This is a genomic window from Streptomyces sp. NRRL WC-3626, assembly GCF_000718785.1.
Classification (GTDB): domain Bacteria; phylum Actinomycetota; class Actinomycetes; order Streptomycetales; family Streptomycetaceae; genus Streptomyces; species Streptomyces edwardsiae.
In genome coordinates this window covers 296,267-311,540 of record NZ_JOCA01000004.1, presented here as the reverse complement: position 1 = coordinate 311,540, position 15,274 = coordinate 296,267, and the positions used below count along the sequence as shown (strand labels likewise).

At 70.9% G+C, this 15,274-nt stretch carries 11 protein-coding genes; 7 read left to right on the top strand and 4 right to left on the bottom strand.

Annotated elements, in window-relative coordinates; genetic code table 11:
- Positions 1-119 precede the first annotated feature (119 nt).
- On the bottom strand, positions 120-1,202 hold the full coding sequence (locus IF28_RS0109120) for a nucleotidyltransferase family protein (protein WP_030216397.1): 1,083 nt from the start codon (positions 1,200-1,202) through the stop codon (positions 120-122).
- Between the two features lie 96 nt (positions 1,203-1,298).
- Positions 1,299-2,669, bottom strand: a complete 1,371-nt coding sequence (locus IF28_RS0109115; protein ID WP_030216396.1) for a peptidoglycan recognition protein — start codon at positions 2,667-2,669, stop codon at positions 1,299-1,301.
- A 129-nt stretch (positions 2,670-2,798) separates the two neighbouring features.
- On the opposite strand from IF28_RS0109115, the gene IF28_RS0109110 reads away from it, so the two are divergent.
- The 5 genes from IF28_RS0109110 to IF28_RS0109090 all read left to right on the top strand — a co-directional run bounded on the left by IF28_RS0109110 (position 2,799) and on the right by IF28_RS0109090 (position 10,551).
- Positions 2,799-3,560, top strand: coding sequence for a TIGR03089 family protein (locus IF28_RS0109110; protein WP_030216395.1), 762 nt, complete (start codon positions 2,799-2,801; stop codon positions 3,558-3,560).
- A 374-nt stretch (positions 3,561-3,934) separates the two neighbouring features.
- Positions 3,935-5,098: an LCP family protein gene (locus IF28_RS0109105; RefSeq protein WP_078620991.1), complete on the top strand. Its 1,164-nt coding sequence runs from the start codon at positions 3,935-3,937 to the stop codon at positions 5,096-5,098.
- A gap of 244 nt (positions 5,099-5,342) precedes the next feature.
- Positions 5,343-7,115 carry an LCP family protein gene (locus tag IF28_RS0109100; RefSeq protein ID WP_078620969.1) on the top strand — a complete coding sequence of 591 codons (1,773 nt, stop codon included), beginning with the start codon at positions 5,343-5,345 and terminating at the stop codon, positions 7,113-7,115.
- Between the two features lie 74 nt (positions 7,116-7,189).
- Entirely contained in the window at positions 7,190-8,818 is a 1,629-nt protein-coding gene (locus tag IF28_RS0109095; protein ID WP_199808972.1) for an LCP family protein, read from the top strand.
- Between the two features lie 152 nt (positions 8,819-8,970).
- Positions 8,971-10,551 (top strand): LCP family protein, encoded by a 1,581-nt coding sequence (locus tag IF28_RS0109090; RefSeq protein ID WP_030216389.1) that lies wholly within the window; start codon positions 8,971-8,973, stop codon positions 10,549-10,551.
- A gap of 60 nt (positions 10,552-10,611) precedes the next feature.
- Here the strand turns inward: IF28_RS0109090 and IF28_RS0109085 are convergent, their stop codons facing one another.
- Positions 10,612-11,649, bottom strand: coding sequence for a glycosyltransferase family 2 protein (locus tag IF28_RS0109085; RefSeq protein WP_030216387.1), 1,038 nt, complete (start codon positions 11,647-11,649; stop codon positions 10,612-10,614).
- Positions 11,650-11,892: 243 nt separating this feature from the next.
- Here IF28_RS0109085 and IF28_RS0109080 point away from each other — a divergent pair, with 243 nt between their 5' ends.
- The gene (locus IF28_RS0109080) at positions 11,893-13,254 is read left to right on the top strand and encodes an LCP family protein (protein WP_030216385.1); all 1,362 of its coding nucleotides are present in this window, start codon (positions 11,893-11,895) and stop codon (positions 13,252-13,254) included.
- Positions 13,255-13,329: 75 nt separating this feature from the next.
- Here IF28_RS0109080 and IF28_RS0109075 read toward each other — a convergent pair whose 3' ends face one another.
- The gene (locus tag IF28_RS0109075; protein ID WP_030216382.1) at positions 13,330-13,887 is read right to left on the bottom strand and encodes an acyl-CoA thioesterase; all 558 of its coding nucleotides are present in this window, start codon (positions 13,885-13,887) and stop codon (positions 13,330-13,332) included.
- A 119-nt stretch (positions 13,888-14,006) separates the two neighbouring features.
- On the opposite strand from IF28_RS0109075, the gene IF28_RS0109070 reads away from it, so the two are divergent.
- The gene (locus tag IF28_RS0109070; protein ID WP_030216380.1) at positions 14,007-15,245 is read left to right on the top strand and encodes an LCP family protein; all 1,239 of its coding nucleotides are present in this window, start codon (positions 14,007-14,009) and stop codon (positions 15,243-15,245) included.
- Positions 15,246-15,274 lie beyond the last annotated feature (29 nt).

Below are 15,274 nucleotides of genomic sequence, written 5' to 3'. Positions count from 1 at the left end.
CGCGCCCACCCGTGCCGCCCCAGCGGCAGGACTGCCCGCGGCTGGCGGGGGTGGGGTGGGTTTGCCGCCCCTGCGGCACTACCGCCGGGGTGGGGGCGGTCGTGCGGGCGCCGGGGGCGTTACTGGTCCGAGGAGAAGCGGAGCGCTCCTGCGGGGATTGTGGCGTCGCACCAGACCCGGGCGCCGGACCGGAGTTCGTTGTGGGGGCCGATCGTCGCGCCGTCGCCTATCACCGTGCCGGTGAGGACCGTGCGTTCGCCCACTCGGGCGCGTGTACCGATCAGCGAGTCCGTGACGACCGCGCCCGGTTCGATGACCGCCCCCGGCAGGATCGTGCTGCCGAAGACGCGCGCGCCCTCCGCCACGAACGCGCCCTCGCCCACCACCGTCCCGCCCGCCAGCTTCGCGTCGGGTGCCACGGTCGCCGTGGGCAGCACCAGCCGGTCCCCGCAGCGCCCCGGCACCGCCGGCGACGGCGCGCGGCCCAGCACCAGATCCGCCGACCCTCGTACGAACGCCGCCGGCGTCCCGAGGTCCAGCCAGTACGTCGAGTCGACCATGCCCTGCAGATGCGCTCCCGCCGCCAGCAGCCCGGGGAACGTCTCCCGCTCCACCGACACCACCCGCCCCGCCGGGATCGTGTCGATCACCGACCGGCGGAAGACGTACGCCCCCGCGTTGATCTGATCGGTGACGATCTCCTCCGGCGTCTGCGGCTTCTCCAGGAAGGCGAGCACCCTCCCCGACGCGTCCGTCGGCACCAGCCCGTACGCGCGGGGATCGGTCACCTGCGTCAGGTGCAGCGAGACGTCCGCGCCGATCGTCTCGTGCGTCCGCACCAGCGCCCGGATGTCCAGCCCCGTCAGGATGTCCCCGTTGAAGACCAGCACCGGCTCGTCCGGCCCCGACCGGAGCCGCGACGCGACGTTGCGGATCGCGCCGCCCGTGCCGAGCGGCTCCTCCTCCGTCACGTACTCGATGTGCAGCCCGAGCGCCGCCCCGTCGCCGAAGTACGGCTCGAAGACCTCGGCCAGATACGACGTGGCCAGGACGATGTGCTCGACGCCCGCCGCCCGCGCCCGCGCCAGCTGGTGCGTGAGGAAGGGCACCCCGGCCGCCGGGACCATGGGTTTGGGCGTGTGCACCGTGAGCGGTCGCAGCCGCGTGCCCTTGCCGCCGACCAGGAGAATCGCTTCTGTCACCTGTCGTCTCTGCTTCCTGCCGGGACCGGCCGAACTGTCTTTCGGCCGGCCAGTGTATGCAGACCGCCTCCGGCAGGAAGGAGCGCCCGGCCCGTCTCAGCGGCCCTGGTAGCGGGCCGCCGTGGTACGCGCCGTACCGAGCTTCTTGTACAGCTTCCCCCCGGGGCACGAGGTGTTGAACCCGTCCCGGTGACCGGAGATCACGTTCAGTCGCACCTTCTTGCCCTTTCGGTAGAGATTGCCACCGCCGGACGTCAGATATGTCTTGCCCCGCGGATTCATCCCGTACAGCCCGAGTTTCCACGCGGTGAGCCGGGCGACGGCCTTCACGGCGGAGGCCGACGGCTTCTTGGAGCCGTAGGAGCCGATGACCGCGATGCCCGTGGAGTTGGTGTTGAACCCGAGTGTGTGCGCGCCCTTGACGGCCTTCGCCACTCCCCCGGCCCGGCCCTCGTAGATCCGGCCGCACTTGTCGACGAGGAAGTTGTAGCCGATGTCCCGCCAGCCGAGGCTGCTCACGTGGTACCGGTAGAAGCCGCGGATGAGCGAAGGCGCCTGCGCGCAGGTGTAGTTGTTGCCGGAGGCGGTGTGGTGCACGAAGGCCGCCTTGACCTTGCTGGTGTAAACGAACCGCGTCTCCCGCAGGCTCTCGTCGGCTCCCCAGCCGCGCCGGGTGACGATGGCGGGGCGCGGTCCGATGTACGGCTTGGCCCGCTGCTGCTCGGTGAGCCGGGCTCCGCGCAGGGTGAGGAGTTCCTCGCGGGTCTGCTCGCCGTTCAGTGCGGGGATCTCCGTGGCGCCGAGCGGGGCGAGGGCGGAGTTGACGGCGGAGGCGGCGCTCGCCTCGGCGCTCATCGGGCCGCTGCGGGGGCTCTCCTGGGTGTCGTCCCCGGGGTCGACGAGTTCGAGCCGCAGCCCGGGGGGCAGGATCGAGTGATCACCCCCCTCGGGCTCCTCGGCCCCGGGCTCCTCCGTCCCGGGCCCCGGCTGGACCCGGACCTCCACTCCGTCCGACTCCCCCACCCACAGCGGCGCCGTGGCGCCGTGCACCCCGTCCGAGGAGCCTTCCGCGCTGTCCGGATCGGCGCCGTGGTCGCTGTAGTGCGTCTCGACGTCCTGCCAGCCGGTCCAGCCGCCGGTGCCGGCCGCCCGGGTGCGGACCTGGACGCGGCCGTGGAGTTCGTCGGCGGGGTCGTCCCAGATCACGCCGAGGAGGGAGAAGTGCCGTACGGCCCGGGGGGCGAGGCCGAGGACGGCGGTGCCCGAGGCACGGTCGCGGGTGAGGGGTCTCAGGGGCAGCGACTGGGTGCTGCCGGGTACGTCGTGCTGGGCCGTCACCGCTGCGCGCGTGGCCGCTTCTGCCGTCGGGGCCGGTCCCGGGTCCGCCGCGGTGGCGGGCGGGGCGAGCGGGAGGGCGAGGGCGGCGGCGCAGGTGACACCGATTGAGGAAGCAAGGATTCCACGCATGCTCCTGAGCTTGGACAGAGTCAGACAATTCTGTCCATCCGGGATGTGACGGGCTGTCGGGTCCCGTTCCGCCGAACCGGTGCCCCTCGGGCAGGGTGCGGGCGGACGGGTCCGCGTACGCTTGCGCGGGTGAACGCCACCGACCGCACCCCTGCCGACCTGCTGGGTTCCGCGCTCGCCGCGGACCCGGTGCGCCCCCTCGTGACCTTCTACGACGATGCCACGGGCGAACGTGTCGAATTGTCCGTGGCCACCTTCGCCAATTGGGTGGCCAAGACCGCCAACCTGCTCCAGGACGAGCTGTCCGTGGAACCCGGCGACCGGGTGGCCCTGCTGCTGCCGGCGCACTGGCAGACGGCGGTGTGGCTGCTGGCGTGCGCGTCGGTGGGAGTGGTCGCGGACGTGGCCGGGGATCCGGCGGCGGCGGACGTGGTGGTGAGCGGTCCGGATCCGGAGTCGCTGTCGGCGGCGCGGAGCTGTTCGGGGCCGCGGGTCGCGCTGGCGCTCAGGCCGCTCGGGGGGCGGTTTCCGCAGCCGCCGGAGGGCTTCGCCGATTACGCGGTCGAGGTGCCGGGGCAGGGGGACCGGTTCGTGCCGTACGGGCGGGTGGATCCGGAGGAGCCTGCGCTGATCGTGGCGGGGCGGGAGTTCAGCGGGGCGGAGGTCGTCGAGCGGGCTCGGGCGGAGGCGTCGGGGCTGGGGCTCACCGGGCCGGGGGCGCGGGTCCTTTCGGGGTTGTCCTACGACACGTGGGAGGGGCTGTGTGCGGGGCTGTACGGGCCGTTGGCGGTCGGGGGGTCCGTGGTGCTGTGCCGTCACCTGGGGCTGCTGGGGGAATCGGCGTTGGACACGCGGGTGGAGAGTGAACGGGTGAGTGTCATCGCGCGGTGACGCCCGCCGTTGTGTCTGGGGCCGGGGGTGTTGGCGTGGGCCGGCACTCGCGGGATTGAAGGGCCGGGGCCGCTTGAGGTTGGCGGGGCACGTTGTGCGGTGCCGCGCGTTGGGCGGACCCGGGGGTGTTCGCGCGGCCCGGCGCTCACGGGGTGCCGTCGCGCCCACCCGTGCCGCCCCAGCGGCACGACTGCCCGCGGCAGCGGAGGCGTGACGCGGCGGGCCGGGGTTGCCGACCCAACGGCAGCGACTGGGCGCGGATCGCGAGGGTGCCGCGGTGGTCGGTCGCTCGGGTGGCGTAGTAGCGGGGGGCTTGTAGCCGGCTTTCGGGGCATCGTCGTACGGGACCGTACGTGGTGAGGGATGGCGCTGGCATGAGTGAGTCCGCGGGCGTGCACGGGGCCTCGGCGAGTGGGCGTGGGCGGGCGCGGCGCCGGCGACGGCGGTGGGCGTTCGGGGCCGGGCTCGCGGCCGTCGTCGTCCTGCTCGGCGCCGCGGGCGCCGGGTGGGTGGTGTACATGAAGCTCGAGCGGAACATCACCCCGGACGAGGCCGCGGCGGCCGAACTCGCGCGGTACGAGAAGGAGCGGCCCGCCACGCTCACCGAGGGCGCCCGGAACATCCTGCTGATCGGCTCGGACACGCGCTCCGGGCAGGAGAACGCCCGCTACGGGCACGACGCGGGGACGGAACGGTCCGACACCGTGATCCTGCTGCATCTGTCGACCGGCCGGCGCAGCGCCACCGCGGTGTCCATCCCCCGGGATTTGATGGTGGACGTGCCCGACTGCCGCCGACCCGGCGGGTCGCGTTCCACGCCGGTGTTCACGATGTTCAACTCCGCTTTCTCCGTGGGCGGTTCGGCGTGCACCATCCGTACAGTGGAGAAGCTCACCGATATCCGGATCGACCATCACGTGGTCGTCGACTTCGCCGGGTTCAAGGACATGGTCGACGCGGTGGACGGCGTCGAGGTGTGTTTGCGCGAGCCCGTCGACGACAAGGACGCCGAGCTGAGGCTGCCGGCCGGCCGGGTGACGCTGAACGGGGAACAGGCGCTCGGTTACGTCCGCGCCCGCAAGACCCTCGGCGACGGCAGCGACACCAGCCGTATGGAACGGCAGCAGCGCTTCCTCGGCGCGCTCGTCAACAAGGTGAGCGGCAATGACGTACTGCTGAATCCGGTGAAGCTCTATCCCGTTCTGGACGCGGCCACCTCGTCCCTCACCACCGACCCGGGACTGGCCAGTCTGCGAAGTCTGTACGACCTTGTGCGCGGGCTGCGTGACGTCCCCACGGAAGGCGTGCAATTCCTGACCGTTCCCCGGGAGCCGTACAGCGGGGACGTGAATCGGGACCAGCTCGCGCAACCCGCCGCGGAGAATCTGTTCGAGCGGCTGCGCAAGGACGCGCCCGTGGTCGTCGACACGGACGGTGACCGAAAGGCCACGGAAAAGAAATCGGGGAAGCCGTCCGGCAACCCCTCTCCGGCACCGACGTTCTCGGGAAACACGGCCGCCGAGGACATCTGTGCGTAAAGCCTGCTCCAAGTCAACTCCAAGGCACCGCACCTTTGTCCGAGGAAATGGGTGGATTGCCCACTTGTGAGGAAGTGGAATTCGTCACCGCCGTCGCTTCCACTCGATCTGGACCGTTAGTGTGAGCGCTCCGGTGCGTCCGTTCCTTCAGGCCTGTCCTGAGAATCCCGCACTGTGTGACCGAGACCCGAGCGCCTTGGGAGGGGAAAGGCGCCGCGTGGGCCCGACGGAGGATTCAAGCGACGTGGACGCGCAAGGCCGTGGGCGGGCGGAGAACATCGATCCCGCAGACCAGTGGGTGCTCAACCCGGACACCGGCGAATACGAACTGCGACTGGGCCCTTCCGCACCGCAATCAGCGGTCCCGGGGCCGCGTAATCCACGCCCCCCGGGCGCGGGACGCGGCCGGCCGGCACCGTCGGGCCGCGCGCCCGAACGCGAGCGGGGGACACCGGACCGGGACGCACCGGACCGGGAGTCCCCGGACCGTGAGGTGCCGCCGCAGCGCAGACGCCGGGGCGCGCCGGAGGAGCCGCCCCCGGGGCGGCGCGGGCGCCGGCCGGCGAAGAAGAAGTCGAGGACGAAGAAGGTCCTGCTGTGGACCGGCGGCACGATGGCCTTCGTGGTGCTCGCCGCCGGTACGGCCGGTTACCTCTATCTGGAGCATCTGAACGACAACATCCAGTCCGTCTCCGACGACGGCGCCAGTACGGGTGGCTTCAGCAAGGACAAGGCGATCAACATCCTGCTGATCGGCACCGACAAGCGCACCGGCTCGGGCAACGACGGATACGGGGACGCGGGCAGCGAGGGTCACGCCGACACCACGCTCCTGCTGCATGTCTCCAAGGACCGCTCCAACGCGACCGCGTTGAGCATTCCGCGTGACCTGATAGTCGACGTCCCCGACTGCCCGACGCAGCAGGAGGACGGCAGCGAGAAGATCATCCCGGGCTCCACCGGCGCCCGCTTCAACACCAGCCTCGGCCAGGACGGCCGTACGCCCAGCTGCACCATGCGGACGGTGACGGAGCTGACCGGCATCACGCCGGACAACTTCATGGTGGCCGACTTCAACGCGGTGAAGACGCTGACGTCGGCCGTCGGCGGCGTCGACGTCTGCCTGGCCAAGGACATCGACGACCCGGACTCGCATCTGAAGCTGCCCAAGGGCACACACACCATCGAGGGCGAGGAGGCGCTGGCGTTCGTACGGACCCGGCACTCCGTCGGTCTGGGTGGCGACCTGAGCCGGATCGAGCTGCAGCAGCAGTTCCTGAGCTCGCTGATGCGGAAGCTGAAGTCGAACGACACGCTCACCAGCCCGACGAAGATGATCAAGCTGGCGGAGGCGGGGACCAAGGCACTGACCGTCGACTCCCAGCTGGACAGCATCAACAAGCTCAAGGACCTCGGTCTGGAGCTGGGCAAGCTCGACACCAAGAACCTGTCCTTCACCACGATTCCGGTGTTGGACAACCCCGCCGAGAAGGTGAAGGCGACCGTCGTCCTCAACGAGGCGAAGGCCCCGGCGATCTTCGACCTGATCAGGAACGACGTCTCCTTCACCGAGGTCAAGCAGCAGAAGAAGAAGGAGAAGGCCGCCGTCGCCGCCCGGCTGAAGGGCGAGAAGGCACCGGCCTCCGAGGTGCGGGTGCAGATCCTCAACGGCGGCGCCAAGTCCGGCAGTGCCCAGGAGACCCTCAGCTGGCTGCAGGTGGAGCAGGGCGTCGACAAGTCGGAGAACGCCGGCAACGCGCCGGAGGAACTGAGTAAAACGACGCTGGAGTACGCCCCCGACCAGGCCGCCCAGGCACGCCGTCTGGCCGACATCCTGGGGCTGTCCGGGTCGGCGATGAAGCCCGGCGAGAGCGTCACCAACTCGCAGGGCGTGCCCGCGATGACGCTGACGCTCGGCAAGGACTTCAAGGGTGCCGGCATCCCGCTCACGACTCCGGACAAGGCGCCCGACGACATCGAGAAGTCCACGGCGGACAAGGTCGAGTGCGCCAAGTGACCTGACGGGCCTGTTCCGCGTCCTACAGGGCGCGGGGCAGGCCCGTTGCGTGGTGCGAGGGGGAGACGGTGACGGTGACGCGGAGCGGTGTGCAGGAGGAGCCCGGACCCGGTCTGCCGGACGGCGGGCCGCAGGCCCCGGACGGCACCGACGGCCCGCCGGAAGGCAGACGGGGACCGTCCGCCGGGCGGGGCCGGCGCGCGCTGCGCTGGTCGGCGACGACCCTGGCCGTACTGATACTCGGGACGGCCGGCGCCGGTTACCTGTACTACGAGCATCTGAACGGCAACATTGAGAAGGGTGAGCGCAGCAGCGGTGACTCCAAGGCGCACCGGACCGGGCCCAACGCGGCCGGGCAGACGCCGCTGAACATCCTGCTGATCGGCTCCGACAGCCGCGCCTCCGCCAAGAACGTCGCGCTCGGCGGCGGCCGGGACACCCGCGGCAATCCGCCGCTGGGCGATGTGCAGATGCTGATCCACCTCTCCGCCGACCGCGAGAGCGCGGCCGTGGTCAGCATCCCGCGCGACACCCGGGTCGACATCCCCGCGTGCACCGACCCGAAGACCGGGGACCGCTACCCGGCGACCAACGACATCATCAACACCTCGCTGGCCCGCGGCGGCCCCGGCTGCACCCTGGCCACCTGGGAGAACCTCACCGGTGTCTACATCGACCACTGGATGACGATCGACTTCGCCGGCGTCGTGTCGATGGCCGACGCCATCGGCGGCGTCGAGGTGTGCGTCAACCAGAACGTGTGGGACCGTCCGCTGCCCGGCGTGCCCGGCGGTTCGGGCCTGAAGATGAAGGCCGGGTCGGAGAAGGTCGAGGGCGAGCGGGCGCTGCAGTGGCTGCGCACCCGGCACGCCTGGGGCAGTGACCTGCTGCGGGCGCGGGCCCAGCACATGTACATGAACTCGATGATCCGCACCCTGCGGGACCAGAACGTGTTCACCGACACGGGCAGGCTGATGGACCTGGCCGAGGCGGCGACCAGTTCGCTGACGGTCTCGGAGGAGATCGGCACGGTGAAGAAGCTGTACGACCTGGGGATGCAGCTGAAGACGGTGCCGCCGGACCGGATCACCATGACGACGCTGCCCACGGTCGAGGACCCGCAGAACGGCAACCATCTGCTCGCGGCCGGCGACGAGGCCGAGCGGGTGTGGACCATGCTCCGCGACGACGTGTCCTTCGACGACAAGGGCGGCAAGGGCGGCAAGGACACGGCGAGCGGCAGGGACGAGAAGGACGAGGACAAGGCTTCCGCCGACCCCGCCGCCCCGGACGCCGAGATCGGTGTCCTCGTGCAGAACGCCACCCGCTCCGCGACCCTCGGCCCCGTCGGCGGGCGGGCCAAGGAGATCGCCCAGTCCCTGGTGACGCGGGGCTTCACCCGCGCCGCGCCGGACACCTCCCGCGCGCTCGCCGAGGAGCGGACCGCCGTACGGTATCCGGCCGCGGACTCGCGGGGGGACGCCCGGCGGGTCGCCGAGTCGCTCGGCATCCCGGCGAGTTCCGTCAGGCAGTCCGCCGATGTCTCCGGTGTCACGGTCGTGATCGGCGCGGACTGGCGTGAGGGCACGGACTATCCGGAGCAGGCTCCGCCCGCCGCCGGTGACCTGCCGGACGACGCCGACGCCCTCAACGGCGCGGAGACGGGCACGTGCATGGACGTGTACAAGCCCTACCGCTGGTAGCGCCCTCCCGAAGCCTCCCGCGCTCCCGCGTAACTTGTTGAAGTCGGTTGGATTACCGGGGCAACTGACGGGCCCGTCGTGCGTCTAACAGGACGCAGGACGGGCCTGCTTCACGAGGCGAGGGGTTGCCAGGAGTGGGGAGAACGGCGGCAGTGACGCGGAACGCCGCACCGGAGACGCTCGGTGACGGCGAGCGTGAGGTGGACCCGGACGAAAGTCCGACCGAGGGCGAGGACGAGGGCGGCCCCCGCCCGCGGCGCGCGCGCCGGCTGCTCAAATGGTTCGCGGCGGTCCTCGCCCTGCTCATAGTCGGTGCGGCCGGGGCCGGTTACCTCTACTACCGGCAGCTGAACCACAACATCAAGAAGGACGCCCTGAACCTGGGCGACACCAAGGTCGCCCAGCCGACGCCGAACGCGGCCGGACAGACCCCGCTGAACATCCTGCTCATCGGCAGCGACGCGCGGGACACCGAGAAGAACCAGCAACTCGGCGGCGCCCGCGAGACGTTCGGCTCGACCCCGCTCGCCGATGTGCAGATGCTGGTGCATCTGTCCGCCGACCGGTCCAACATGTCCGTGGTCAGCATGCCGCGCGACACCCTGCTCGAGATCCCCAAGTGCACGGACCCGGACGACGGGACGGTGTACCCGGCGAGCAACGGGCGGACGATGACCAACCAGAGCCTCGGACACGGCGGCCCCGGCTGCACGGTGGCGACCTGGCAGGAGCTCACCGGCATCCACATCGACCACTTCGTCATGGTCGACTTCGCTGGCGTGGTCTCCATGGCGGACGCGGTCGGCGGCGTCCCGGTGTGCGTCGACGCCAACATCCACTCGCGCGACAGCCAGGGCCACGGTTCCGGTCTGAAGATGGAGAAGGGCACCCACCCGGTGAAGGGCGAGCAGGCCCTGCAATGGCTGCGCACGCGCTACGGCTTCGAGGACGGCAGCGACCTCGCCCGCGCCAAGGCGCAGCACATGTACATGAACTCACTGGTCCGCGAGCTGCGTGAGAACGCCACGCTGAGCAACCCCAACAAGCTGCGCAGGCTGGCCGAGAAGGCCACCGAGGCGCTCACCGTCGACCCTGGGCTCGACACGGTGAAGAAGCTGTACGACCTGAGCACCGAGCTGCGCAAGGTGGAGCCGAAGCGCATCACCATGACGACGATGCCCAACCGGTACGTGGGCGCCCGCGTGGAGCCGACCGAGGACGCGGAGCAGCTGTTCCGTCTCGTGCGCGACGACATCGCCCTCGACGGCAAGGACGCCGAGCCGGTGGAGGCCGAGGAGAAGGCGCCGTCGGACCCGGCCGCCGACGACGCCGACATCGCCGTACAGGTCCGCAACGGCACCCGCACGGACACCCTCGCCGCCGCCTCCGGGCGCACCAGCACGGTCGTGGCGGCGCTGAAGGAGCAGGGCTTCACCGCGGCGACCGCCGACACCACCAGCGCCCTCAGCGAGAAGCGGACGATGGTGCGGTATCCGAGCGCCGACCTGGAGGGCGACGCCCGCCGCGTCGCCGACGCCCTCGGCGTCCCGGCGAGCGCGGTGAAGCGCTCCACCGAGGTGTCCGGCGTCACCCTCGTGGTCGGCGCCGACTGGCGCGAGGGCACGACCTACGAGGCGCCGGAGGAGGACAACACCACCCCCGAGTCGGCACAGGCGCTCAACGGCGCCGACGACAAGGCGTGCATGCACGTCAGCCCGGGCTTCACCTGGTGAACCGAACGCGCGTGAGCCCCTTCCCGGCGTCCGGGAAGGGGCTCACGCACGACGGGAACGTCAGGTGGCCGGCGCGTCCGCGGTGACGGCGGGGCGGCGTGAGGCGATGACCTTCTTCGCCAGGGACTTCGGGCTGGTCAGGAAGCCCCAGCCCCACGACATGTGCATGGTCGCCAGCGCCACCGGAATCTGCAGCCGTGCCTTCAGCGGCAGCCCCTTGCCGGCCGGTACGGACCCCAGGGCGATCGCCGCGAGATAGCCGCCGGGCACCAGGAAGCCCCACGGGGTCAGTGCCGCGCCCACCACGATCCCGGCCGCTATCGCGCACACCGCCGTCGGCGGGGCGAGATAGCGCAGGTTGATGGAACCGGAGTGGTAGCGGGCCACCACGTGCCGCCAACGGCCGTAGTCCTTGTACTGCTTGGCCAGCGCCCGCACGCTCGGCCGGGGCCGGTACGACACCTTCAGCTCCGGCGAGAACCAGATCAGCCCGCCGGCCTCACGGATGCGGAAGTTCAGCTCCCAGTCCTGGGCGCGGATGAACTCCACGTTGTAACCGCCCTGCCGCTCCAGCGCCTCCCGCCGGAACACGCCCAGGTACACCGTCTCGGCGGGCGCGGCCTCGCCACCGGTGTGGAAGGCGGCGTTGCCCACGCCTATCCGCGACGTCATGGCGGCGGCGACGGCGTGCTCCCAGTCGTTCTCCCCCTCGGCGTGCATGATGCCGCCGACGTTCTGCGCGCCGGTCTCCTCCAGGAGCCGTACGGCGGTCGCGATGTAGTTCGGGGAGAGCATCCCGTGCCCGTCCACGCGGACCACGACCGGATGGCGCGAGGCCTTGATCGCCGCGTTGAGGGCGGCCGGGGTGCGGCCGGTCGGATTGGGCACGGTGTGCACCCGCGGGTCCTCGGCCACGAGCTCGGCGGCGATCTCGTCCGTGCGGTCCGCGGACGGACCGAGGGCGATCACGACCTCCATCTCGCCGGCGTACTCCTGGGCGAGGATCGCGCGTACGGCACCACGCAGGTGCCGCTCCTCGTTGAGGACGGGCATGATCACGGAAACGGCGGGGAGCCGCACGTCGGGATTGGCGTTCATAGGGGGCTCACGTTACCGCGAACGGGGGACACCGCCGCGCGTGCCGGGGGCGATCCGGCGGGCCGCAGATCGTATCGGCCTACCGTGCTCACGATCCCACGTACGGCCGTCGTCCGGAGGTGTCCCCCCTTGCCCACGCCGCCGCGGTCCCCCCGGCCCCGCACCGCACCCCAGCACCGCCCGCGGCCGCCCCGCCGGACCCCGCGGCCACCGGCGCCGGCCCGCGGGAAGCCGCGCTGGGTGATGCGCACCGTCACCTCGCTGTCGGTCGTGGTGCTGGCCTCCGCCGGGATCGGGCACGCGGTGATGAGCGGCCTCGACGACGACATCGCCCGCGTCGACCCGTTCCGCGACATGAAGAACCGCCCCGAGGCCGGTCACGGCATGAACATCCTGCTCGTCGGCACCGACGGCCGGGAGAAGATCGGCAGGGCGGAGCGCGAGAGGTACCGGCTCGGCGGGGCGCCCTGCAACTGCACCGACACGATCATGATCGTGCACATCTCGGCGGACCGGGACCACGCCAGCGTCGTCAGCCTGCCCCGTGACTCGTACGCCATGACGCCCCCGCACACCGACCGGGTGAGCGGGGAGCGGCACAAGGGGCACCCGGTCAAGCTGAACGCGGCGTACGCGGAGGGCGGGCCGCGGCTGACCGTGCGCACGGTCGAGAAGATGACCCGGGTGAAGATCGACCACTATCTGGAGGTCGACTTCACCAGCTTCATGAAGACCGTGGACGTCGTCGGCGGTGTCGAGATCTGCACCGACAAGGCACTCAAGGACGACCACACCGGCCTCGATCTGCGCCCCGGCCGGCACACCCTCAAGGGCGGCCAGGCGCTGCAGTACGTCCGCGCACGGCATGTCGACGGCGCCTCCGACCTGAGCAGGATGAAGCGTCAGCAGCACTTCATGGCGGCGCTGGTGGAGCGGGCCACGTCCTCCGGGATCCTGCTGAACCCGATGAGGTTCCGGGACGTGACGCGGGCGGTACTCGGGTCCGTGCGGGCCGACGAGGGTTTCGGCACCGGTGAACTCCTCGATCTCGGGCGGGCGATGCGGAACTTCTCGCCGGCCTCGTCCGAGTTCACCACCGTGCCGATCGGGCGGATGGGGTACGCGGTGAAGGGGGTCGGCTCGACGTTGAAGTGGGATGCGGAGAAGGCGGCGCGGATCTTCGACGCCTTGCGGCGGGACGAGCCGCTGTCCGTGCGGCGTACGGCCGATGCGGCGGTCCGGGTTCCGGTGGACCCCCGGCAGATCCGGGTGCGGGTGGAGAACGGCACGCGTACGGCGGGGCTGGCGCGGCGGGTGGACGCCGCGCTGGCGGCTACCGGGTTCCGTACGACCCGGGCGCCGGTCAACGCGGCGGAGCGCGACGTGCGGCGGACGGTCGTCGCCTACGACCCGCGGTGGGACCGGTCCGCGAAGTCGCTCGCGGCGGCTCTTCCCGGTAGTGAGCTGCGGGCGGTCAAGGGCCAGGGGGCCCTGCTCAAGGTGATCGCGGGGGCCGATTTCGAGAAGGTGCGGAAGGTGCGGGCGCAGGATCCCGGGCAGGGGGAGTTCGGGGTGGTGCGGGGGGACGAGGTGGGGTGCTCGTGAGTGGGTTTTTTCGCCCCCGCCGCCCCTTCCCGTCCCGTCCCTGGGGGCTGCGCCCCCAGACCCCCGTCCGCGCCCCTAGGCGTCGAAGCCCTCCGCCGCTCGTTTCTCGCGCAGGGCCATGATGGCCCTGCGGCGGGACAGGCGGTGGGTGCGGCGGATCTGGGCTTCCTGGTAGCGGCGTTCGTCCCGTTCCGTCTCCGGGACGACCGGGGGGACCCTGCGGGGCTTGCCGTCCGCGTCGACCGCTGCGAAGACCAGGTAGGCCGAGCCGACCTGGGTGGCCGGGGCGGACTCGTTCCAGCGTTCGGCCAGGACCCGGACGCCTACCTCCATCGAGGTCCGGCCGGTCCAGTTGACCTGGGCCTTCACATGGACCAGGTCGCCGACCCTGACCGGCTCCAGAAAGGCCATCTCGTCCATGGAGGCGGTGACCGCAGGCCCCCCGGAGTGCCGCCCGGCGACGGCGCCCGCCGCGTCGTCGACCAGCTTCATGATCACCCCGCCGTGCACCGTACCCAGCAGATTGGTGTCGTTGTGGGTCATGATGTGGCTGAGGGTCGTACGGGAGGCCGAGGTGGGCTTGCCCGGGATGTCCGGACCGTCCAGTGCTGCGGCGGGGGCCTGATCTGTCATGGCCTCCACCTTATGCCGTGGTCGGATCTGCGGAATTTGTGTCAGCTTCGCAACAGCGGTGCCCTGATTTTCCGACGACCCTTGTATGGCGCACTGCGCGGACCTGCACACTGTCTTCCATGACTGATTGGCCCGAGGCACGGCCCGACGACAACCGCGGCGGACGCTACGGACGCGGCAGCGCGAGCGCACAGCCCGAGGGCGCCCGTGTCATGCGGCAGGTCCGCCGTGGCCCGGCGGCCCCTCCCGGGCAGGGCGCCTACGGCGGTGTCCCGCAGCAGCCGTCGTACGTGGACGGACACGACAGCGGCTACAACACCGGCCAGGTGTACGGCGGCGGGAGCGGCGGTGACGGAGGTCACGGCCCGCAGCGTCCCGCGCCGGACTGGCGCCGCCGTATCAAGTGGACGGCGATCACCCTGGTCACGGTGCTGGTCGTGACGACCGTGGGCACGTACTTCTGGGCCGACTCCAAGCTCAACCGGGACGTCGACCTGTCGAAGGTGATCGAGCGGCCGGAGAAGGGCGAGGGCACCAACTACCTCATCGTCGGCTCCGACAGCCGCGAGGGCATGACCGCCGAGGACAAGAAGAAGCTGCACACCGGGTCCGCCGACGGCAAGCGCACGGACTCGATGATGATCCTGCACACCGGCGACAACGCCCCCACCCTGATCTCGCTGCCCCGTGACTCCAACGTGGAGATCCCGTCGTTCGTGGGCTCCGAGTCGGGCAAGACCTACCCCGGCACCGGCCGCCAGGTGAAGCTGAACGCCGCGTACGCCGAGGACGGGCCCGAACTGCTCGTCCGTACCGTCGAGTTCAACACCGGCCTGCACATCGACCACTACGTGGAGATCGGCTTCGGCGGCTTCGCGAGCATCGTGGACGCGGTCGGCGGCGTGGAGATGGACATCCCGCAGGACATCAAGGACACCAAGTCCGGCGCCGACTTCAAGAAGGGCAAGCAGACCCTGAACGGCGAGGAGGCCCTCGCCTTCGTCCGCACCCGGTACGCGCTGGCGGGCTCCGACCTGGACCGTACGAAGAACCAGCAGAAGTTCCTCTCGGCCCTCGCCAACCAGGTGGCCACGCCGGGCACGATCCTCAACCCCTTCACGCTCTACCCGACGATGGGCGCCGGCCTGGACTCCCTGATCGTCGACGAGGACATGGGCCTGTTCGACCTGGCCGACATGTTCTGGTCGATGAAGGGTGTCAGCGGCGGTGACGGCACGTCCATGAACATGCCGATCGCGGGCTCCACCGGCGGCAACCTGCTCTGGGACAAGGCCAAGGTGAAGCAGCTGGTGAACGAGCTGAACAACGACGAGAAGGTCACCGTCAAGGGCAACTGAGACACCCGAGCACGGCTGTGGGCACCCCG